The organism is Desulfomicrobium baculatum DSM 4028, assembly GCF_000023225.1.
GTDB lineage: Bacteria > Desulfobacterota > Desulfovibrionia > Desulfovibrionales > Desulfomicrobiaceae > Desulfomicrobium > Desulfomicrobium baculatum.
The window spans coordinates 768,590-789,538 of sequence record NC_013173.1; the positions used below are offsets into that span (position 1 = coordinate 768,590).

General features: G+C 62.4%; 22 protein-coding genes. 12 read left to right on the forward strand and 10 right to left on the reverse strand.

The window, feature by feature from the left end:
• Window positions 1-71: 71 nt before the first annotated feature.
• Genes DBAC_RS03540 through DBAC_RS17600 form a run of 3 tightly spaced genes read left to right on the forward strand, consistent with a single transcriptional unit; the run spans window position 72 to window position 2,625 of the window.
• Complete coding sequence (locus tag DBAC_RS03540) at window positions 72-1,607, forward strand: glycosyltransferase family 9 protein (protein WP_015772913.1); 1,536 nt, start codon at window positions 72-74, stop codon at window positions 1,605-1,607.
• 57 nt (window positions 1,608-1,664) lie between these two features.
• A complete protein-coding gene (locus tag DBAC_RS03545) occupies window positions 1,665-2,282 on the forward strand; it encodes a DUF8043 domain-containing protein (RefSeq protein ID WP_015772914.1) in 618 nt (205 codons plus the stop codon).
• Window positions 2,275-2,625, forward strand: coding sequence for a hypothetical protein (locus DBAC_RS17600; protein WP_015772915.1), 351 nt, complete (start codon window positions 2,275-2,277; stop codon window positions 2,623-2,625). Before DBAC_RS03545 ends, DBAC_RS17600 begins: the two co-directional genes overlap by 8 nt.
• A 31-nt stretch (window positions 2,626-2,656) precedes the next feature.
• Here the strand turns inward: DBAC_RS17600 and DBAC_RS03555 are convergent, their stop codons facing one another.
• Both DBAC_RS03555 and DBAC_RS03560 read right to left on the reverse strand, forming a co-directional pair.
• Entirely contained in the window at window positions 2,657-3,394 is a 738-nt protein-coding gene (locus DBAC_RS03555; protein ID WP_015772916.1) for a purine nucleoside phosphorylase YfiH/LACC1 family protein, read from the reverse strand.
• A gap of 2 nt (window positions 3,395-3,396) precedes the next feature.
• Window positions 3,397-3,987 carry a 5-formyltetrahydrofolate cyclo-ligase gene (locus DBAC_RS03560; protein WP_015772917.1) on the reverse strand — a complete coding sequence of 197 codons (591 nt, stop codon included), beginning with the start codon at window positions 3,985-3,987 and terminating at the stop codon, window positions 3,397-3,399.
• Between the two features lie 67 nt (window positions 3,988-4,054).
• On the opposite strand from DBAC_RS03560, the gene DBAC_RS03565 reads away from it, so the two are divergent.
• The 3 genes from DBAC_RS03565 to DBAC_RS03575 are packed head-to-tail and all read left to right on the forward strand — an operon-like array spanning window position 4,055 to window position 6,099.
• A complete protein-coding gene (locus DBAC_RS03565) occupies window positions 4,055-4,723 on the forward strand; it encodes a metallophosphoesterase family protein (protein ID WP_015772918.1) in 669 nt (222 codons plus the stop codon).
• Window positions 4,720-5,493 carry an exodeoxyribonuclease III gene (locus DBAC_RS03570; protein ID WP_015772919.1) on the forward strand — a complete coding sequence of 258 codons (774 nt, stop codon included), beginning with the start codon at window positions 4,720-4,722 and terminating at the stop codon, window positions 5,491-5,493. Before DBAC_RS03565 ends, DBAC_RS03570 begins: the two co-directional genes overlap by 4 nt.
• A 36-nt stretch (window positions 5,494-5,529) precedes the next feature.
• Window positions 5,530-6,099, forward strand: coding sequence for a TetR/AcrR family transcriptional regulator (locus tag DBAC_RS03575; RefSeq protein ID WP_015772920.1), 570 nt, complete (start codon window positions 5,530-5,532; stop codon window positions 6,097-6,099).
• 16 nt (window positions 6,100-6,115) lie between these two features.
• On the opposite strand, the gene DBAC_RS03580 is transcribed toward DBAC_RS03575, so the two are convergent.
• Window positions 6,116-6,466, reverse strand: a complete 351-nt coding sequence (locus DBAC_RS03580; protein WP_015772921.1) for a DsrE family protein — start codon at window positions 6,464-6,466, stop codon at window positions 6,116-6,118.
• A 159-nt stretch (window positions 6,467-6,625) separates the two neighbouring features.
• On the opposite strand from DBAC_RS03580, the gene DBAC_RS03585 reads away from it, so the two are divergent.
• Together DBAC_RS03585 and DBAC_RS03590 are read left to right on the forward strand one after the other, a co-directional pair.
• A complete protein-coding gene (locus DBAC_RS03585; protein ID WP_015772922.1) occupies window positions 6,626-8,050 on the forward strand; it encodes an RtcB family protein in 1,425 nt (474 codons plus the stop codon).
• Between the two features lie 10 nt (window positions 8,051-8,060).
• Window positions 8,061-9,158, forward strand: coding sequence for an aspartate kinase (locus tag DBAC_RS03590; RefSeq protein ID WP_015772923.1), 1,098 nt, complete (start codon window positions 8,061-8,063; stop codon window positions 9,156-9,158).
• Window positions 9,159-9,221: 63 nt separating this feature from the next.
• Here the strand turns inward: DBAC_RS03590 and DBAC_RS03595 are convergent, their stop codons facing one another.
• Window positions 9,222-10,088 (reverse strand): universal stress protein, encoded by an 867-nt coding sequence (locus tag DBAC_RS03595; RefSeq protein ID WP_015772924.1) that lies wholly within the window; start codon window positions 10,086-10,088, stop codon window positions 9,222-9,224.
• A gap of 92 nt (window positions 10,089-10,180) precedes the next feature.
• Complete coding sequence (locus DBAC_RS03600) at window positions 10,181-12,274, reverse strand: transglutaminase domain-containing protein (protein ID WP_043810309.1); 2,094 nt, start codon at window positions 12,272-12,274, stop codon at window positions 10,181-10,183.
• Between the two features lie 259 nt (window positions 12,275-12,533).
• Between DBAC_RS03600 and murJ the strand changes: the two genes are divergently transcribed.
• The 3 genes from murJ (at window position 12,534) to DBAC_RS03615 (ending at window position 16,177) form a co-directional block, all read left to right on the forward strand.
• Window positions 12,534-14,069, forward strand: a complete 1,536-nt coding sequence (murJ, locus tag DBAC_RS03605; protein ID WP_015772926.1) for a murein biosynthesis integral membrane protein MurJ — start codon at window positions 12,534-12,536, stop codon at window positions 14,067-14,069.
• A gap of 76 nt (window positions 14,070-14,145) precedes the next feature.
• Window positions 14,146-15,369: an LL-diaminopimelate aminotransferase gene (locus DBAC_RS03610; protein WP_015772927.1), complete on the forward strand. Its 1,224-nt coding sequence runs from the start codon at window positions 14,146-14,148 to the stop codon at window positions 15,367-15,369.
• A gap of 1 nt (window position 15,370) precedes the next feature.
• Window positions 15,371-16,177 carry a tRNA1(Val) (adenine(37)-N6)-methyltransferase gene (locus tag DBAC_RS03615; protein ID WP_015772928.1) on the forward strand — a complete coding sequence of 269 codons (807 nt, stop codon included), beginning with the start codon at window positions 15,371-15,373 and terminating at the stop codon, window positions 16,175-16,177.
• 13 nt (window positions 16,178-16,190) lie between these two features.
• Here the strand turns inward: DBAC_RS03615 and DBAC_RS19200 are convergent, their stop codons facing one another.
• The 3 genes from DBAC_RS19200 to DBAC_RS03625 form a co-directional block, all read right to left on the reverse strand.
• Window positions 16,191-16,331 (reverse strand): hypothetical protein, encoded by a 141-nt coding sequence (locus DBAC_RS19200; protein WP_015772929.1) that lies wholly within the window; start codon window positions 16,329-16,331, stop codon window positions 16,191-16,193.
• 69 nt (window positions 16,332-16,400) lie between these two features.
• Window positions 16,401-17,066, reverse strand: a complete 666-nt coding sequence (locus DBAC_RS03620) for a CBS and ACT domain-containing protein (protein ID WP_015772930.1) — start codon at window positions 17,064-17,066, stop codon at window positions 16,401-16,403.
• A 107-nt stretch (window positions 17,067-17,173) separates the two neighbouring features.
• Entirely contained in the window at window positions 17,174-17,986 is an 813-nt protein-coding gene (locus DBAC_RS03625) for a carbon-nitrogen hydrolase family protein (protein WP_015772931.1), read from the reverse strand.
• A 44-nt stretch (window positions 17,987-18,030) separates the two neighbouring features.
• Here DBAC_RS03625 and larC point away from each other — a divergent pair, with 44 nt between their 5' ends.
• Window positions 18,031-19,173: a nickel pincer cofactor biosynthesis protein LarC gene (gene larC, locus DBAC_RS03630; RefSeq protein WP_015772932.1), complete on the forward strand. Its 1,143-nt coding sequence runs from the start codon at window positions 18,031-18,033 to the stop codon at window positions 19,171-19,173.
• Window positions 19,174-19,226: 53 nt separating this feature from the next.
• On the opposite strand, the gene DBAC_RS03635 is transcribed toward larC, so the two are convergent.
• Both DBAC_RS03635 and DBAC_RS03640 read right to left on the reverse strand, forming a co-directional pair.
• Window positions 19,227-19,691, reverse strand: coding sequence for a YaiI/YqxD family protein (locus DBAC_RS03635; RefSeq protein WP_015772933.1), 465 nt, complete (start codon window positions 19,689-19,691; stop codon window positions 19,227-19,229).
• A 3-nt stretch (window positions 19,692-19,694) separates the two neighbouring features.
• Window positions 19,695-20,948 carry a peptidase U32 family protein gene (locus DBAC_RS03640; RefSeq protein WP_015772934.1) on the reverse strand — a complete coding sequence of 418 codons (1,254 nt, stop codon included), beginning with the start codon at window positions 20,946-20,948 and terminating at the stop codon, window positions 19,695-19,697.
• Between the last annotated feature and the right edge of the window lies 1 nt (window position 20,949).

The following is a 20,949-nucleotide window of genomic DNA, read 5'->3' on the forward strand; positions in this document are numbered from 1 at the left end:
TCATGCGTCCGTCGCCGTGTCCGCAGTGCGCAGCCCCGTGTTTTTGGCACGGCTTTTGTTCATTGCCTAGGATGCATACTCTGGTCATCAATTTGACCCGCTTCGGCGATCTGCTGCAGACCCAGCCTGTCTTCAGCGGATTGCGACGGCGGGGCGGCAGCGCGGGGCTGGTCTGTCTGGACTCTTTCAAGGGTGCGGCCGATCTCTTGCGCGATGTGGAGCAGGTCCGGGTTCTGCCCGGAGCGCGTCTTCTGGCGCAGTTGGACCGGGGCTGGCCTCTGGCCGTGGAGGAATTGACCTCCTGGCTGGACCACACGCCGCACACGCCCTTTGACCAGATCGTGAACCTCACCCCGACCCTGTCCGCCCGCCTCTTGAGCCGCGCCATGCACGACGGAGGGATAGAGGGCTTTGGACTCGATGACCATGGCTTTGGCGAGTATTCCACTCCCTGGGCGACTTTTCTGCAGGCGGCCTCCGCTCATCGCGGGTGCAGTCCTTTCAATCTGGTCGATCTGTTTCAGCGCGTGGCCGGTCTTGACCCCGGAGAATTCCGGCTGCAAACGCCGAAGGCTCCGGCGCTGGCCTGCGCGGATGCGTTGCTTGGAGACCGGGCCGAAAGGCGGGTCGCCTTTCAGCTCGGGGCCAGCCAGGATTACAGGCGCTGGCCCGTGGCCTCCTTCGTGCGGGCCGGGCGCGTGTTGTGGGCAAAGACCGGCCGCATGCCCGTGCTCCTGGGCACAGCCTCCGAGAGCCATCTGGCGCGGGAATTCATGGATCTGGCCGACTACCCCTGCACGGACCTGACCGGCCGGACAGACCTGACGACTCTGGCAGCGGTGCTGACGCGCATGGACCTCTTGCTGACCAACGACACGGGCACCATGCATCTGGCGGCAGGGCTTGGCGTGCCGGTGGCGGCGGTGTTCCTGGCCACGGCCCAGCCCTTCGACACCGGGCCGTATCTGGAGGGCAGCCTCAGCCTGGAGCCGGATCTGCCCTGCCATCCGTGCTCCTTTGGGGAGAAGTGCCCCCATGGGCTGGTTTGTCGCGATTCCATCGAAGGCGGGGCCGTCGGGGACATGCTGGCCGGGTATCTGGATCTGAAATCCTGGAACGTCGCACCAGGCTTCAAGGGAAGGGTCTGGCAGGCCCGGCGCGACGAAGCCGGATTCATGGATCTTTTTTCCGTGTCCGGTCATGAGGGGCAGGATCGCAGCCGATGGATCAGGATCCAGCGCGAGGTCTATCGTCAATTTCTTGACCAGAAACCGGGGGTGGGAAATTTTTCCTGGCACGCGTCCGATTCCGACTTCCGGGACGCCCTTGTGCGCGATCTTGAGCGCGGCGCCCTCATGCTGACCCTGGTCGAAGAGCAGGGCCGTGTTCTGGCGCTCCGTCCGGATGCGCCCATGAAGCCGAAATTTCTCGTCAACTGTCAGAATTTAGAGGACTTTTTTTCCAGTAGCCCGTCTTTTGGGATACTTGGCCCCATGTGGCGATTTCAGTCCAGAGCCGAGTCCGTGAGCATGACGGCCTTCCTGGAATTGTGCGTCCGGTATCGCGGTCTGCTCGATGTTTTCAAGCGTCGGCTCATGCTGGCATGAATGTTGATTAGTCCAGGCATACGGTAAAATTATTCCCAGTAGGCGGAGGACAGGAAAATGATCATTATAGACGGCCAGCAGAGTCCACTAGAGGTTCGGCATTTCGACAACCTCGAGCAGATCATCGAAAAAGTCATGGAAGACGTACGCATGAACAGTCGTATCGTGACCGATGTTCTGGTTAACGATGAGGCCTTTTCGGAGATCTACCCTCATCAGGCCGAGGACATGGACGCCTCGCATATCAATCGGGTGGAAATCGTTTCCGTACCCACTTCGGAAATGGCGCAGGACATCACCCGCGAACTGTACAAGGTCGTGACCCTGATGGGCAAGGCCGGTCGGCAGGTGGCGGATTTCTTCCGTCAGGCCGATGACGATCAGGCTCTGGAGCTTTACGGAGACTTGCTGGAAGTGAACCGCGATTTTCTGAACATGGTCGGCGTGCTCCGCAATGAGTTCGCCACGGACACGTCCGCGGAATTCGAAGCGTCGCTGTCGGACCTTTCGTCCCTCTTCTCGGAGATGATCGAGATTCAGGAGAACGAGGACTGGATTCTGCTCGCGGACCTGCTCGAGTATGAATACCTGCCCGTGGTCGAGAAGACCAAGAACATGGTCGCCCGCTTGCGCGAGTCGGTCAGGGCTTCGGTCAGGAAGGAAAAAAATGGCTGAGTCACGCGACACCTACGAGCACATCATGGCCCTTGGCCAGGAAGAGCTGGGGCTGATCGCAAGCCAGGATGCCGATCGTCTCGGGACGGCGGTGCGGGAGCGGGAGACAGCCATCATGGCCTTCATGAACATCGACATGGGTGAGCAGGACAAGGTTTTTCTGGAAAAGCTCAAAAACATTCAGGAAATGAATACGCACCTGCGCCATGAGGCCAGGGCCTTGCATCAGTCCTTGAAGGAAGAGCTTTTGAAGGTGCGCCAGGAGAACAAGCGGATCGGGGGGTATAAAAACGGCGCCCTGATCACGCCCCTGGGACGCCATGCCTTGAGCCGCAAGGGTTGAGCCGAGTGAGCCGCTCCATCGAAGGGGCGGCTTACCTTATCCAGATGACGCCCACCTGACGGCCGGTGACCTTGTCCCTGCGGTAGGAAAAGAACTGCGGGGACGAAGCCGTGCACAGGTCCAGGGAAAAGATGTTGCAGGCGCGGATGCCCGCGCTACGAAGCTGCTCGCGGGTCAGGCTCCAGAGATCCATGCAGCGGGTGGCCGGGTTGAAGCAGGGTTTGAAGCCGGGGTCCCACTCGGCTTCGAAATTTACGAATTCGCTCCTGCCCGGGCCAAGGCTCGGGCCGCGCACGGCCAGAACATCGGATGGATCAAGGCCGTAGGCCGCGCAGAAGTCACGCACTCCGGCAGCGGGAAAGTTGACGGCGTTCCCCCTCCATCCGCAGTGCAGTGCGCCCACATGCCGTCCGCTGCTGTCCGCCAGCAGAATGGGCTGACAGTCCGCGGTCTTGATGATCAGGGCATGGCCCGGCCGGCTGGTGCACAGCCCATCACCCTCCAGTTTTACTCCGTCAAAAAAATCATCCTCCAGATTCATGTGCATTGTCTGTCCGTGCACCTGCCTGAGTTCCTGCCAGACCTGAAAGCCCAGAGCGTTGCGCAGTTCCGCGCGGTTGGCCCGCACGGTTTGTTCATCATCGCCAACCTCCAGCGACATGTTGGATGCGGCGTAGGCGCCCGCGCCGTGACCGCCCAGGCGGGTGGTGAAGGCGCAGCGCACGTTGTCAAGGCCAGGAAAATGAAAATCAAGGTACTTCAAAGGCATTTTTACGGCTCCGCAGGGATGTGCAGGATGGATTCCGGGGTGACGACCATTTCCACGGGCCTGTCCCATGGTTCGACTGGAAGGCTTTCCAGAACCTGGAAGGCGTAGGCCGGTCCGACCAGCAAAGGGGCGCAGCCGAGGGTGGGCAAGAATCTGTCATAATAGCCGCCTCCGAAACCAAGGCGGTATCCGCGCTGGTCAAAGGCCAGGGCAGGGACAATGATGACTTCGGGCTGCGGGGCCGGGACCAGCAGCGCGCGCTGCGCTCGCGGCTCGATCAGCCCGAAGCAGCCGGGCCCCAGGTCCTCGCGGGAGGTCACGGCGTAAACATCCATGATGCCGGGGCTGCCGTCGCAGCAGCGCGGCAGCAGGATTTCGCTGCCGCGTGCCCAGAAATGGTCCAGCAGCGGCCACGTATCGACTTCGCCCCGGGCCGGCAGATACAGCATGACGCTGCAGGCGGCGCGGATGCGCTCCAGGGACAACAGGTTATCCCGGATGCGGGCGCTGTCTTCCTGCACCAGATTCAGGGGCAGATTTTGCCGACGCGTGCGCAGGGCAATCCGCAGAAGTTTTTTGCTGGGCTCTTGCATGACGTGGTGTGCTCCTTTACCATGCCGTGAAAACAGGACAATTACTCAAAGAGGGGATGACAGGCAAATGGCAAACCGCTTTTGGATAGTTTTTGGGGACATTCACGAACGCATCACAGCCGTGGAACGAATCGACAACCTTGCTCTCGCCGACGGGGTATTCCTGTCCGGAGACCTGACCAATCTGGGCTCGCGGGAGAGCGCGGGGCGCATCGTGTCCGCCGTGACGAAGATCAACCCGCGCGTCTACGCCCAGATCGGGAACATGGACACCCCGGCCGTCGAGCGGGTGCTCACCGAGCAGGGGATCAACGCGCACGGCCGGGTCGTGGACCTGGGTGATGGGGTCTGTCTGGCCGCCGTGGGCTTCTCCACTCCCACCCCGTTCGGCACCCCGTCCGAGGTCGACGAGAGTCAGATCTGCCAGTGGACCCATGACGTGCTGGAGCGGGCGGGAGCCTTTGCGCATGTCATCCTCATGGTCCACACCCCGCCCCGGGCGGACGTGGTCGACAAGCTGCCCTCGGGCGCCCATGTCGGCAGTCCGGGGGTGCGCGCGCTGATCGAGAAATACCAGCCCGCCATCGTCGTCACCGGCCATATTCATGAAGGGGTCGGAGAGGAAAGGATCGGGCGATCGCATGTGCTGAATCCCGGCGCTTTCGCCCAGGGCGGGTATGTGCGCATCGATGAGACCCCGTCCGGCCTGATGGCGGTTTTGCGGAGCGTGGCATGATCCTGCGCATGCATTCCTGGAATGTGAATGGATTTCGGGCCGTCCTCGGCAAGGGTTTTCGCGACTGGCTCGAGCGGGCCGCACCCGACGTGCTCGGGCTGCAGGAGGTCAAGGCCGAGGAGGGACAGGTCGGCGGGGATCGCCTCTTTGACGGCTATCACTGCTACTGGAACGCGGCGCGCAGCAAGAAGGGCTATTCCGGCACGGCTTGCTACAGCCGCCTTGAGCCCTTGGCCGTGCAGCGGGGCCTGCCCGACACCCGCTTTCAGGGCGAGGGGCGGGTCATTCGCCTTGAGTTCGAGAAATTCCACTATTTCAACGTCTATTTTCCCAACGGCCAGATGAGTCCGGATCGTCTGGACTACAAGCTGGGCTTCTACGACGCATTTCTGGCCTACGCCCAGGAACTGCGGCGGGACAAGCCCATCGTTGTCTGCGGGGATTTCAACACCGCCCACCGCGAAATCGACCTCAAGAACGCCAAGGCCAACGAGAAGACCTCCGGCTTTCTGCCCATCGAGCGGGCCTGGATGGATCGTTTCGTGGCGCACGGTTACGTGGACACGTTTCGCCGCTGCCATGGGGATGTGGAGGACGCCTACTCGTGGTGGACGTACCGTTTCGGAGCCAGATCACGAAATGTGGGCTGGCGTATCGATTATTTTTTTGTTTCCGAGGAACTGAGCAGCGCGGTCAGGGACGCATGGATCGAGGCCGATGTGCCCGGTTCCGATCATTGCCCGGTGGGGCTTGCGCTTGAATTGCCGTAACATGATGGACAGCTCTTACGAGAAGGATGGACGCAGGTGAGTAAACGTGACGAGATTTTGGCGGCGGCCCAGGCCCTTTTTGCCGAGTACGGCTACGCCGGCACGACCATGCGCATGATCGCCGAGCGCGCGGGGGTGGCGTTCGGGCTTGTGTCCCATTACTTCGGAAACAAGGAGAAGCTGTTTCTGGTGGCCGGGCACGAGATGATCGACGCCATGCTGCTGGGTATCAGGCGGGATATGGAGGTGGCCAAAAACGGGCTGCAGGCCGTGGATATTTTCGTGAATTCCTATCTCTCCTACACCCTGGCCAACCGGGCGACCTTTCCCACCCTGATCCGCTGCTCGCCGTTCAGTGACGACAATCCGCATCTGGATCGCCAGAAGATCGGCGTGAAGTTCGAGGAATTGATCAGGGAAATCGAGGTCAATCTGGAGCGCGGCATCGCCGACGGGACCATCGTCCAGGTTCCGGTCAAGGACTGCGCCCTCATGATCTACGCGGCCATGGTCGGGGCGGTGCGTACGGTTTTTCTCAGTCCTTTCGGACAGCCGGGACTTTTCGAGGAGACCAGGCGCTTTATCCAGCGGTCGTTACGGAGATAGGCCGTCACCGGTCTTTCTAGAAATTGAAGACCCTGGATTCGGCGGCCAGGTCGATGAGGTGCGGAGCTCCGTCGAGCTGCATGTTCGGGAAGAAGCGGGCTTCATCCATTCCCCGGTTCGTGGCGCAGGGCGTGCAGATCCCGATCCCGACCTCTTTCTGGACAAGATAGGGCAGATAGTCCCCCGGACAATCGCCGGTCACGGTCCTTTGTCCGAGATCCCTGGCCGTGTCCGCCCAGCGCACCCCTTCGTCGATGAAGAACAGGTTCACATGGTGTCCCTTGGAGTGGGCGATGCGCGCGAACTGGAAACAGCGGGTCGCCGCTTCGTTGTCGTCCTTGCCGAGAATAAACAGGAATTTGGCCATTTCATCCCCCCTTGTTTCGAATGCGCTTCACTAGAATGCTTTATTCACAAAATCAATGTTTTCAGAGAAGGACTGTTTGGAAATTGTGGTTGATTGCGTGAGTCATTCGGTGTTTCGTGGAGACGTGGTTGGTATTTCCAAACAGCTTTTCTTGGAGAAATGTCAAAAAACGGATACGCCATTTTCATGTCCATGAACAGCGGGAAAATGAAAGACAGACTGCCGTTTCGTCTGACGGCTCTAGGCATCCCCGAGCGCCTTCTGCCCGTGGTCCGTCTTTGCGTGCGGCAAATGGAAGAGGATGGGGTGCGCGGCAAGGCGTTGCGCCGTCTTTTCGGCCGTTTGGCGCAAGAGCCGGGGGCGTTCGCCGATCATCCGGTTTTGGGCGGCCTGGCCGGGATGCTTGGCGGCGAGTCGAAGCAAGGCGTGGCCGGTTCCGTGCGGGAAGTTCCCTGGCGGGTCTGGGGTGAAGGGCTGGACCCCAAGGCGGTGCAGCAACTCCGTGACGGCTGCAGCCTGCCGGTGGCCGTGGGCGGGGCGCTCATGCCCGATGCCCATGTCGGCTACGGCCTGCCCATCGGCGGGGTCCTGGCCGTGGACAATGCCGTCATCCCTTACGGCGTGGGCATGGATATCGCCTGCCGCATGAAGATGAGCGTCTTTGCCGTGTCCCCGGACCTGGTCGATTCCCATGGCGATGAGCTGGCGCGGGCCATCGAGCAGGAGACCTGCTTTGGCGTGGGCGGACAGTTCCGGGCGCGCCGGGACCATGCTGTCATGCGCGAGGACTGGGGTTTCTCGCCGGTGACGCGGCGCATGCAGGACACGGCCTGGGCGCAGCTCGGCACCAGCGGTGCTGGGAACCATTTTGTCGAGTGGGGCGTGCTGGATGTGACCCAGGCCATGCCCGGTCTGGCCGAAGGGACGTATCTGGCCCTGTTGTCTCACAGCGGCAGCCGGGGCACGGGCGGGGAGGTGGCCAAGCACTACAGCGCGCTGGCCGGGCGAATGCACCCGGAACTGCCACGCGCTCTGGGGCACCTGGCCTGGCTTGGGCTCGACACGGACGAGGGCCGTGAATACTGGGACGCCATGGAACTCATGGGCCGATACAGCGCGGCCAACCACGCCATCATCCACGCTGCCGTGGCCGGGCATCTGGGCCTGAACCCCCTCACAAGCATCGAGAACCACCACAATTTCGCCTGGAAGGAGACCTTTGACGGACGGCGGGTCATTGTGCATCGCAAGGGCGCGACACCTGCCGGCGCGGGATTTTTCGGGATCATACCAGGCACCATGGTTGATCCGGCCTTCGTGGTCGAGGGCCTTGGCAACCCGATGTCCCTGAATTCGGCGGCCCACGGCGCGGGACGGGTCATGAGCCGCAAGGAAGCCTTGAAGCGGTTTCGCAGGTCCGATGTGGAGCATGTCCTGCGTGAGCGCGGTGTGCGCCTCCTGTCGGGAGGGCTTGACGAGGCGCCCATGGCCTACAAGAACATAAGGGACGTCATGGCCGCGCAGGCCGATCTGGTGCGTATTCGCGGTACTTTTTGGCCGCGCATCGTGAAAATGGCGAAATAAGGAGAAAAGCATGGCTCTGGTCGTTCAGAAATACGGTGGCAGCAGCGTGGCCACTCCGGACAAGATCCGGGATCTGGCGCGGCGCATCGTGGCCCGGCACGAGAGCGGCGACAAGGTGGTCGTGGTGGTCTCGGCCATGGGCAAGAGCACCGACGCGCTGGTCAGCCAGGCCCGGGAGCTGGCCCAGATCCCTGATCCGCGCGAAATGGACATGCTCGTGTCGGCAGGGGAGCGCATTTCCATAGCCATGATGAGCATCGCCATAAACGGTATCAGGCCCGGCCTGGCAATGTCCTTCACCGGCTCGCAGATCGGACTGATCACCGACTGCAATCACGGGGACGCACGGGTTCTGGAGGTCAAGGGCGACCGCCTGCGCGAAGCCCTGGATCAGGGCCGCATCGCCGTGGTGGCCGGTTTCCAGGGCGTGTCCACGACACGGGAGATCACCACCCTTGGCCGGGGCGGCTCAGACACCACGGCCGTGGCGGTGGCGGCGGCCTTGGCGGCCGATGTGTGCGAGATCTATTCGGATGTGGACGGGGTCTACACCTCGGACCCGCGCCTTGCGCCCTCGGCCCGCCTTCTGGACACCGTGGACTACGAGACCATGCTCGAGATGTCCGCCGCCGGAGCCAAGGTCTTGAAGGACGACGCCGTGGAGTATGCCCGCCGTCTGGGAGTGCGCATCGCCGCCGGGTCGAGCAGTTCCGGTCTGATCGGAACCATCGTTTCCAGCGAGAACCTGAACCGCGACACCCTGCAGGCCATGGTCTACAATGACCGGCTACGCTGGGTCGCGTTCGGGGCCGGCGTGCCGCTGCCGCCGGACTGTCGCCTGTGCCAGTCCGTGGAGGGACGAAGCGTAGTGGTCGTGGACGAAAAGCACGCCGGGGCCATGGAAGGAGTCCCGTGCGTAAGTCTGTCTCTCATCGGTGCGCGCGTGGCTGCCCAGCGTGAGCGGGTCGGCGAGGTTCTGGCGCGGCTGGAGGAAGTGGGAAACCGCGTCCTGGCCATCAGCAGCACGTCCTCGAAGTATGAGATTTTTCTTGAAGATCCGCTTCCACCTGCCCAGGTTTCCGCTATTCACGACATGCTTTTCGTCTGAAGTCAGAGGGGTAGATAAGGAATTTGACCCCGCGTCCAAATTTGGTCGCGGGGTCGTTTGCTTTTAATGGCAGATCCACAAGGTCGCGGATTCGAGGTGCTTGAGCAGGTTCATGCTGACCGAGCCCAGGAGGTGCAAGGTCCTGCTTTCTCCCCGCCCCGTGCGTCCGGTGGCCAGGACTCCATATTCGCCTTCGCGGGCCACGCGCAGGATGGCCTCCGCGATGTTGCTACATGTGATGATCTTCTGATGAATGCGGCGGCTGGCAACGCCGTTTTCTTCAAGCATGCGCCGGGCCTGGGCGATGGCGTCTTCCGGGACTGCCGGAGACGAGCCGCAGGCCACGTGCAGCAAGGTGATTTCGTGTTCGGGGGCGTTTGCGAGCATGAAGCCGACATGGTCGGCACAGCGCAGGCTGGCGGGAGAACCGTCGGTGCAGAGCAGCACGCTGGATGCGGGTTTCTCGTGACTGCGGCAGATCCACAGGGGGATTTCCATGGGCGTGGTGAAGACCTGCTTGCTTACGCTGTCGTCGATCAATTCTTCCAGACGCGACAATCCCCTGCGTCCCAGGGCGATGGCGTCGTAAATGCCGGTGATGCCTTCCTGGATGATGTCGTTGGCCGTGCCGAGTTGTTTGAAGGTGATCTTCTTGTGGATGTTGGCTTTGGGGAAATGCTTGCTCACCAATAGTTCTTCGGCTCTGTCGAGGGCGGTCTGCGCCAGACTCTTGATCTGGGCTTCCCTGCGGCTTAAGTTTCCGTAATCCTGGATGATCTCCGATTCGGTCAATCCGGCCTTGGGATTGGGGGCGACGTAGAGCAGGGTCAGGTGCGGTTTCTCTTGGCCGGCAAAGAAACCGGCGACGAAGCGCACGGCTTGCAGTGAGCTGGAGTCGTCGCTAACGATCAGCAGAATATGTCTGTCCATATGTGATCCTCGCGCAGTGGGTTTAATACGCTGTAATGTAGAGCAAAGCACGGGGTCTTGCAATCGTGCGGACTTAATTTGCGTCTTTCTTGCTACTCCGCCCCGATTTGAACGACCGTTGTCTCTTTGTCCGCGACGTTGAAAGGAATCAGGCGCACCAATACCCCGTCGTTCTCGCGCTTGGGTTCAAGCAGCAGGTAGTTGCCAGGCTGCATGGCGCAAGTCAGGACGCCCTGGGTTTCCTTCCAGGGCAGGTCGTCGAGGGCGCGCAGATGCCCGTCCTCGATTCTGGTCACGCCAAAATCCTTCAAGGGCTGCACGTCGTTGCCGCCCGTGACGTGCAGAGCGCCGCTGGCCGGTGCGGCGGTCTGCATTTCCCAGAATTGCCAATCCGTCCCGTCAAAATACTCCACGCCGCCAAAATCGATTTCGCAGCGGGCCGGAACGCCCATGGTGCGCAAGGCTGCCGTGGCCAGCACCGCTTTGTCCGAATTCGAGGCGCAGAAGCCGCCCTGAAGAGTCTGCAGCGGGGTCAGGGGCGGGCCGAAGAGGGTCTGCGGCAGAATGGGGAGTTTGTCTATATCTTCCCGGATGGATTGCACTTTTCTGGCAAGGGGCAGGGCGATGGATTTCTTCACCCATGGGTGCAGCTGAGCGCGCCAGGACGACCAGGGTTCAAGGTGCAGGCGAGGTGAGAGCACGAAGCGAGTGAAGGTCTCGTCATCATAGGAAAGTCCGGCCTTGGCCGAAGCCTCTCTGGCGTCGACGGCAAGTTCGATGTCTCGGGGCAGGGTCTCGGGGTCGGCCTGTAAGAGGTCCTTGTCGTCGAGACCGGTCATCAGGGGCAAAATCCAGGGCGTGGCCGGGCCTTGCGGCTGCCGCAGCAGACGCAGCCAAAGTGGCGCGCGTTCGCCCGCCAGGGGCAGGCTTTCCTGCAGTGCGGACGGCAGGTCGCGCAGGAATGGTTCCCAGCGCCGGGCCCGCTCTTTGCGCAGCCGCGCGAGCTTTGGGCTGGTGGTGGCCTTGAAGGCGTTTTGGGCTGGGCCTGGATGAGAAAACCTGACGGACTCGGGGAGCGCGCGGGGAGAGCCTGCCTGGAGGCGGACGCGCGTTTCGTCCATGTCCCGGGTGTCGAGCAGGGTCCAGGCGAGTCCGTCTTCAGCGGCGCATGACGCGAAAAAGATGCCGGGGCCGAGGATGACCCTGGCCATGCCGTCGTCGTTGGTGACGGCCTTGGTCACGGGCCTGAATCCGCCCAGGGAATAGACGCTGAAGAAGACGTCTCGCCCGGGAGCTGGCTGATCGTCCGCCAGACGCACGCTGACCTGAACCGTCGTGCCTCGTGTATAGGCGGCCGTGTTGTCGAGCAGGGCGAAGCCGGTGCCCGTACGGTAGACTGACGGGTCCTCAGGCTGGCCAAAGGCATAGGCCACGACCTTGGCCATGCGGGGGGCTTGGGCCGCGAACCAGGTCTGGTTCAGGGCGGAGAATTCAGTCCCGCTTTCCAGGAATTTCCAGCCGTCTTTTGTCCAGGCTTCGACCCAGGCATGGTTGCCGTCGGTGTGCTGCCACCACGGAACCATGGCTTGGCGCACGGGCAGACCCACGGCGCGGGCTGCCGCCAGGAAGAGGATGTTGGTCTCCTCGCAGCGTCCGTATCCGGCGTCGAGGATGGACATGACGCCGAGGTCGCGGCGGGAGGTGGAACGATATTCAGCCCTTTGCGCGCACCACTCTCCCACGAGCGCAAGCGCTTCTTCCATGCTCCCGGCTGTGGCGCACAGCGGGGCCAGCTCCTTGAAAAGCATGGCCCGGTGGGGCTCGAAAGGCTCCTGGCTGGCGCGGTGAGGCAGGACATAGTGCAGAAATGTGTCCCAAGGCACGGTTTCGCCCCAGGGCATGGATGCACGCGCCAGGAAGGCGTAGTCCAGATTTTCGCTTAACTCGTCGGCGCTCATGGACAATCTGTCGGCCGGGGGCAGGTTGTCGAGCAGAAACCGGGCGGCGAGGGATTTGTCTGTGTCCCCGGCATACATCTGCTCGAAAGCGTTCAACTCACCGGAGTTGGGATTGGCGGCGTCGGTGATGGAGAGCGGCGTGGTGATGCCCGGACCAGGCTGCCGCCCGGCGCAGCCCCCGAGAATGGCCAGAAGGACGAGAAATGTGAGAAGTCGTGCGGTGTTCATGGGCGCAGTGTAGCGGCTAAGCAAAGGCCATGTCCAGAACGTCTTGGCTTCGTTGTGGATTTTCAGGGTTTGAGGGCCGAGGACTGTTTTTTCAAGGACCGCGGCGGTTGATGGGCGGATGGTTCCGACACGCTGAAAAATAAGGAGGCTTCATGATTTTCCCTCGTAAATCCTGGTAGACGCGCATGGGCGCGGCGGATACACAAAGGCGTTTCATAGAGGATCCACCCCAATTTCTTCAGCATTCCGGAAAATTTTCGTGTCCACCAACCGAACCATCGCCAAGAACGCCTCCATCGTCTCCGGGGCCACCATGCTCAGTCGGGTGCTTGGGCTCGTGCGCGATTTGATCATGGCCTACGCCCTGGGCGCGTCCGTGCTGGCCGACGCCTTTTTTGTCGCCTTCCGCGTGCCCAACCTGCTCAGAAGCCTCTTCGCCGAAGGGTCCCTGACCATGGCCTTCGTGCCCACCTTCGTCAAAATCCGGCAGAGCGAGGGGGACACGGCCGCCTTCACCCTGGCCCGTTCCATCCAGTTCTGGCTGCTGATCATCCTGGGCCTGCTTACGATCTTTGTTCTGCTTTTTCCCAAGGCCGTGACCCTGCTCATCGCCTCCGGTTTCGCGGCCAAGCGGCCCGAGCTTTTCGAACTGACCGCGAGCCTGGTCCAGATCTGTTTTCCCTATATCCTGTTCATTTCCGGCGTGGCCCTGTGCATGGGCATTTTAAACAGCATGGGCCATTTTCTCATCCCCGCCCTGGCCCCGTGCATCCTCAATATCGTGCTCATCGCCGCGAGTCTCCTGGCCATCAATGTCGGCGGGAACGTGGCCGTGTACCTGGCCTGGGGCGTGCTCGTGGCCGGGATCGGGCAGTGGCTTCTGCAGCAGCCCATGCTGCGCTCCAAAGGCTTTTCCTGGGTCGGGCCGGTGGAACCGACCGGCCCCGGCGTGCGCCGCATCGGCACGCTCATGCTGCCCACCATTCTGGGTTCGGCCGTATACCAGATCAATATCCTCATCAGTACGGGCATGGCCTCCTTTCTGCCCGAGGGTTCCGTGTCGTATCTCTATTACGCGGACCGGCTGTTCCAGTTCCCTCTGGGCGTCTTCGGCGTGGCCGTGGGCGTGGCCACTCTGCCGTCGCTCTCCCTTTTGGCCGCGCCGGAGAAGCGCGCCGAGTTCAAGGACACCCTGGCCACATCCCTCGGCCTGACCCTGTTCGTGAACCTGCCCGCCGCCGCCGGCCTGGCCGGATTGTCACTGCCACTGGTCGATCTGCTCTTCGGGCGCGGGGCGTTCTCCGATGCCGCCGTGCACGGCACGGCCATGGCCCTGCTAGGCTATGTCATCGGCCTGCCCGCGTTTTCCAGCGTCCGCTCCCTGGCTTCGGCCTATTATGCGCTGGGCGACACCAGGACTCCCGTGCGCGCGGCCGTGGGCAGCCTGTGCGTTTTCGTGGTCGCGGGGTACTCAGGCATGCAGGTGCTGGGGCATGTGGGGCTGGCCCTGGCCTCGTCCGTTTCGGCCTGGTTCAACGTCGTGCTGCTGGGATTTTTTCTGCGGCGGCATTGCGGAGCGTGGTTCAGGCTCAACCGCGACCTGGCCATCTCTTTTTTCCTGAGCCTCGTCCTGCTCGCGGGATGCTGGCTGAGCACCCGTTTGGGGCCCGTCTGCCTGCTTTTCATCCCCGTCTGGGTAGCCCTGTACATGGGCGCGGGGTTGCTATTGAACGTAAGCCAGGCAAGGCTTTTCGCCGACGTGCTGGGGCGGCGGTTATGGCGCAAAAGGGCCTGACTTGAACTGCGCGCTCTTTGGCGTTAGGCTTTTCGCTTCCATCCAACACACAAAAAAACAGCAGTGAGGACCACATATGATCCGCATCAATGAAAATTATACGAAACTTAAAGCCTCCTATCTTTTCGCCGACATCGCCCGCCGCGTGAATGCCTTCCAGCAGGCAAGCCCCGACAAGAAGGTCATCCGCCTCGGTATCGGGGACGTGACCGAACCTTTGCCCGAAGCCGTGGTCGCGGCCTTTCATCAGGGCGTGGACGAGATGGCCAGCGCCGGAACCTTTCGCGGGTACGGCCCAGAGCAGGGTTATGACTTTTTGCGCGAACTTATCGCCAAAGAGGATTTCCAGTCTCGCGGGGCGGATATCGCCGGGGACGAGATCTTCGTCAGCGACGGAGCCAAATGCGACACGGGCAACATCCAGGAGCTCTTTGCCGGGGACACCCGCATCGCCATCCCGGATCCGGTCTATCCGGTCTACGTCGACACCAACGTCATGGCCGGCCGTACCGGTGCCAACGTGGACGGCCGCTACGAGGGGCTCGTCTATCTCGATGGGACCATGGAGAACGGGTTCATCCCTGCCCTGCCGCAGGAGCCCGTGGACCTGATCTACCTGTGTTACCCCAACAACCCCACGGGCGCGACCATCACCAAGGCCCAGCTCAAGGCCTGGGTGGATTATGCCCGCGAGAACAAGGCGCTGATCCTCTTTGACGCCGCCTACGAGGCCTTCATCCGCGACCCCGAGCTGCCCAGGTCCATCTACGAGATCGAAGGCGCGCGCGAGGTGGCCATCGAGTTCCGTTCCCTGTCCAAGACCGCCGGCTTCACGGGCACGCGCCTAGCCTTCACCGTGGTGCCCAAGACCTGCATGGCCTACGACAGCCAGGGTAACGCGCACAGCCTGCATGCCATGTGGAACCGCCGCCACACCACCAAGTTCAACGGCGTGTCCTATCCGGTGCAAAAAGCCGCGGCGGCCGTCTATTCGCCCGAGGGCAAGGCGCAGGCCAAGGCGCTGGTGGACCATTACCTGAACAACGCGGCCATCATCCGCAAGGAAATGACCGCGCTTGGCTATGATTGCGTGGGCGGGGAGAATTCTCCGTATGTCTGGATCGACGGCAAGATGGGTTCGTGGGAGTTTTTCGACATGCTGCTGACCAAGGCCGCCGTGGTCTGCACGCCGGGCGCGGGCTTCGGAACCTGCGGGGAAGGCTACATCCGTATCTCCGCGTTCAACAGTCTGGCCAACGTCCAGGAAGCCATGGAGCGGCTGCGCTCCGTTCTGAAGTAGGATGACAGCTGCGGCCGTGGATCAGGCCCGGCGGAATTTTCCGCGCGGGCTCTCCCAGCCGGAGTCGGGTTTCCGTTTTTCCATGGACGCGCTGTTGCTGGCCGCTTTTGCCGGACGGGAGCAGGTGCGCGGCAGGGTCCTTGATCTGGGAACCGGATGCGGGGTGGTGGGGCTTGGCTTGGCCCTTGACCACCCCGATTTTTTTGGGATCGGCTTGGACCTTAATCCGGACATGCTGTGCCATGCCCGCGAAAATGCCTGTCGTCTGGGTTTCGCGGAGCGCTTCGCCCTGCTTCGGGCCGACGCGTGCGGGCCATGGGGATTTGCGCCCGAAAGCATGGATCTGGTGCTCTCGAATCCGCCGTACCGTGATCCGGGCCGGGGGCGGATCTGTCCGGACGCGGCCAGGACTTTGGCGCGTTTCGAACGCCGGGCCGAGCTTAAGGATTTTGTTCGCGCCGCCGCGTATCTGCTGCGCAACCGCAAGAGCTGCGTCTTCATTCATCTGGCCGAGCGGGTCGATGAGTTGCTGGATTTGCTGCGCGCCTCCCGGCTTCAGCCCAAGGAGGTGCTGTTCGTGCATCAGCGTCAGGATACAACGGCCCGGCTGGTGCTTGTGCGCAGCCTCAAGAACGGCGGGCCGGGCCTGACGGTGCAGCCGCCCTTGATCCTGCACGAGGGCCGGGGCGGCGAGACGCGCCTGAGCGCAGCGGCACTGTCTTTTTGTCCGCGTCTGGCTTGCAACGCAGGCTCCACAAACAGGAATTCCCGCACAAATGGCGGGAATTCCGAAAGCTCTGGAACCTGACGGGGCGCAGACCTTATTTGCTCATGCGGCCGATAATGAAGGAAATGAGGGCCGTCGCGAAAAGCAGGCCAAGGACATATTCCGTATCGAAGGCCGCCTGCAGGGTGTTGGTGATTTCGACGAAAGTGTCCTTGATGGGATAATGCTCTTCCATGGGGGTGCTCCTGCCTACATAGGCAAGACCCGTGAAGACTCCACGGGTCTTGGGTAAAGGCGGTCCGGTTTAGTTGATGTTGTCCCGGACCCAGAAGGTCAGGTTGTATTTTTCGGTCAATTCTTTCTGCAGCTCGTTCAGCGCGGACTTGTCCATGTCCATGATGCGAATGAAGACCTGGCGATAGCCCTTCTCGACCTTGTCGTAGGAGGTGAGGATGGAACTGATGCGGGCCTTGTGTCCGCGGATGCAGTCAAGCACTTCCTTCAGGCTGCCGCGCTCGTCGGTCAGTTTGATGCCGATCTGCACGCCGCCGTGGTAGATGCCGGTGATGCTTAAGAGCACGCTGTAGACCTCGTTCTGGGTCATGATGCCGACCAGTTCGTCCTTGTCGTTCAACACGGGCAGGCCGGAGATTTTCTTGTCGTGCATGATGGCCGCGCACTTCACCACCGTGTCCGTTTCCCTGATGGTCAGGGGGCTTGGGGTCATGATGTTTTTGACCTTGATTTCGGAGAGCAGGTAGTAAAGCTCGTGTACGTCAAGGGTCGTGGCCTTGGAGGGCGAGGCTTCCTTCACGTCGCGGTCGCTGAGCATCCCGAGCACCTTGCCTTTGTCGTCGACCACGGGCAGGCGGCGGATGCCTTTTTCCTTCATCAGCTTGGCCGCTCTCATCATGGAGGTTTCGGGATCCACGGTGATAACGTCCTTGGTCATCCAATCTTTTATGATCATGTTATTTCTCCTTGGAGGCGGGATGTCCGCCTTGAAGCCGTGTTGCTTTCAAGGCAGTGAAAATTGCATGTAAGTTGCTCATGCTATAATATCTTTTCGGCATTCCGTCAAAGGCTCTCTGTCGAATTGTCCACGACTTTGGCATAGAGCTCGGGGCGGCGATGAGCCAGGGCCGGGATGTTTTGACGGATGGCGGCAAGTTCGGCCAGGTCGACCGTGCCTGTGATCACACCTTCTTGATCCGCGCTTGCCAGCGTGATTTCGCCGCCAGGCGTGACGAAAAGGGAACGGCCGCCGAAGGGGAAGGCCCCCTGGTCGCCGATCCGGTTTGCTCCCAGGAGAAAGCATTGGTTTTCCAGCGCCCGGGCCGCGCAGAGCGTCTGCCAGATGTCGATGCGCCTCTTCGGCCAGGCCGAAGCCAGCAGCATGGCCTGGCAACCGTGTAGGGCCTGCACCCGGTACAGTTCGGGAAAGCGCAGGTCGTAGCACACGGAGAGGCCGAAACGGACTCCCTCGAAATCGAAACAGACGATTTCGCTGCCGGGGCTGAAGACTTCGGTTTCGTCGGCATCCGTGGCCGTGAAGAGATGGATTTTGCGGTACCGGGCCAGTATGTCGCCGGTTGGTCCGAAGGCGACCAGCGCGTTGGCCAGTCCATCCGGCCCGGGCAGGCACACGCCGCAGACCAGGCAGATGTCATGTTCCCGCGCCAGAGCCATGAGCCTGTCCCGGACCCGCGGCCACCAGTCGCGGCCGGCCAGGGCGATGGACGGCATGTCGTAGCCGAGGTCCGAGATTTCAGGGAAAAGCAGCAGGCGGCAGGAGGCTTTGGCCCCCGTCTGGACCGCAGCGCTGATCTTGTCCAGATTGCCGCTGACATCTCCTGGAAGTCCGGACAGTTGAACTGCGGCGATTTTCATGTGATACCCCTTGTTCCAACACGTCACGAATTGTGAGGAAACACATGCCCGAGTTGCATCTTGATTGTCCAGCCGGGATCGCCGGCGACATGTTCCTGGCGGCCATGGCCGATCTGGGAGTGGATCTGGCCCCGTTGCGCGCAGCCTTCGCCAAGGCCGAAGTTGATGTCGAAATCACGGCCCTGGACGCCCAGGACAAGGGCATACGGGGCAAGCGCCTGGAGATTCTCGCTCCTCATGCCCAGCCCATGCGCCATCTGGCCGAGCTGACCGCGATTGTCCGCGCGCTACCGTTTTCGGAGCGGGTCCGGGAGCGGTCCGAGGACGCCCTGATACGCCTGGCCGAAGTGGAAGCCGGGGTGCATGGCTGCGCGGTGGCGGATGTTCATTTTCACGAGGTCGGGGCCGTGGACACCCTGGTCGACGTGGTCGGGGGGTTCTGGGCTCTGGAGACGCTGGGCATACGCCGCGTGACCTGCTCCCGCCTGCCCTGGTTTTCCGGCACGGTGCGCTGCGCCCACGGGCTCATGCCCCTGCCCGCCCCGGCGACCACGGTTCTTTTGCAGGGCAAACCCGTGTACCCGACGCAGTTTGAAGGGGAGCTGATCACGCCCACCGGGGCCTTGCTCCTGGACAGGATGGTCGATGAATTCACGTCGGGTCCGGCCGGGCACCTTGAACGGACCGGGCTGGGGCTTGGGACCATGGAACTGCCCACGGTCAATGGTCTGCGACTTTTGCTTTTGGCGGGGGATGGGCCCGGGCTGGAGCGGATCATGGTGCTGGAGACCAATGTCGACCACCTCACCGGCGAGGAGATAGGCGGGGTTTTCGGAGTCTTGCTTGATGCCGGGGCGCTGGATGTGCTGTTCCTGCCCGGAGTGATGAAGAAGAACCGGCCCGGCGGGCTGTTGCAGGTGCTCTGCAAACCCGAGGACCTGGCCCGTATCCGCGACCTGACCTTTGCCCAGACCATGACCCTTGGCCTGCGCATGACCGAGACAACCCGCGCCGTGCTGCCCCGCGCCGCGTCCGTTCGGGCCACGCCCTGGGGAGAGGTGAACGCCAAGGAGACGGAAATCGAAGGGCAGCGCTACGCCCGTCCCGAATTCGAGGCCTTGCAGGCCCTGGCCAAACGTACGGGCCGGTCCGTGGCCCAGCTGCGCTACCTGCTGGGCGAGGAGTAGGCGTCAGTCTGTCCGGCCCATGACGTTCTTTTATCCTGTCGCCAACGTCCTGATCAGTATCCCCGCCCGGTGAGCAGCCGGTCCAACTGGTTGGCGAACTCCTGCCGATCCCTGGCGCCAAGGGCGGATGGCCCGCCGGTCATGACTCCACTGCCGCGCATCTCGTCCAGAAAATCGCGCATGGTCAGGCGGCTGCGGATATTGTCCGGCGTGAACAGTTCGCCCCGGGGGCTCAGGCCGAGGCCCCCCTTCTCGATGACCCCGGCGGCCAGCGGGATGTCGGTGGTGATGACCAGATCTCCGCTTCGCGCCTGCTCCACGATGGCCAGGTCCGCCTTGTCGAAGCCCGCGCCGACCTGCATGAAATCTATGAATTCCGATTTGGGGACAGGGAAGCGCGAGTTGGCCACCAGAATCAGGCGGATTTTGCGCCGTTCGGCCGCGCGGTAGAGGATGTCTTTTATGACTCTGGGGCAGGCGTCGGCGTCGACCCAGATGCGTAGTGGTGTCTCGGCCATGGGTCAGCCGGCCTGACTGTTGTAGACGCCGGGGTGGTGGGCGCGCAGGAACATGCCCGCTTCAAGGCCCGGATAGGCGCAGCGCAGCACTACCCGCATCCCGCCGTGGACCGTGGGCAGAAGCTCGCCCTCGGCGTTTTCCACGCCGTAGTCGTCCGCGCCCAGAACCGGGCGGCGCAGGCCGGGGAACAGGATTTCAAGGGGCGATCCGGTCTCGAAGCGGTGCTTGACGTCCATGACCCAGCGGTCATCTCCGGTGGGCTCGACCAGTCTGCCGACAATGTTCTTGGTCAGGGATCTGGACAGGGCCGGGAGCAGGGTCACGGGCTGGGGCGTGAAGAAGGCCGAGGTCAGGGGGCGGGTGGCCAGCTGCTGCAACTCCTCCAGGTAGAGTCCGGGGCGGAAGGTTCCGGCGGCCAGGTCGTCCAGGGCCGTGCGGTACACGTCCGTGACCTGGGCCAGGTAGGAGGGCGTCTTCATGCGGCCTTCGATCTTGAGGCTGGCCACGCCGTTGTTGCGGAACCAGTTCAGGTACTTGATGAGGCAAAGGTCCTCGGCGGCCATGACCTGGCTGAACTCCCCGCCGCACTGGATCTCCCAGGTGTCCTCGCCGGGGCGCAGGCGCTCTTCCAGACGCACGGCGGTGACCTTGTAGTCGAAGCGGCAGGGGTGGGTGCATTGGCCCAGGTTGCCCGAGCGCCTGGTCAGGTGGGAGGAGAGCAGGCAGCGCCCCGACACGGCCATGCACATGGCTCCGTGCACGAAGACTTCGAACTCCAGGTCAGGGACGTTTCGCACCATGGCCCGGATGCGGGCGGCCCCCAGTTCGCGGGCCACGTTGATGCGGCGCGCGCCCAGGTCGCGCCAGAACGCGGCCGTGGCGGAATTGGAGGTGCTTACCTGGGTCGAGACGTGGATCGGGATGTGCGGGACGCGTTTCATGGCCATGCTCATGATGCCGGGATCGGCGATGATGAGCCCGTCGACGTCGATGCCGGCAAGCTCCTCCAGATAGGCTTCCACGCCGGGCAGATGCTCCTCCCAGGCCAGCAGGTTCATGGCGAAATAGACTTTTGTTCCGCCTGCGTGAGCCAGGTTCACGGCATCGCGGAGCTGGGAGAAGGAGAAACCGTCGGTCTTGGCGCGCAGGCTAAGGGCCTGACCGCCCAGATACACGGCGTCGGCTCCGTAGCGCAGGGCCGTGGCCAGTTTATCCGGGCTTCCGACAGGGACGAGGAGTTCGGGTATTACGTGCATG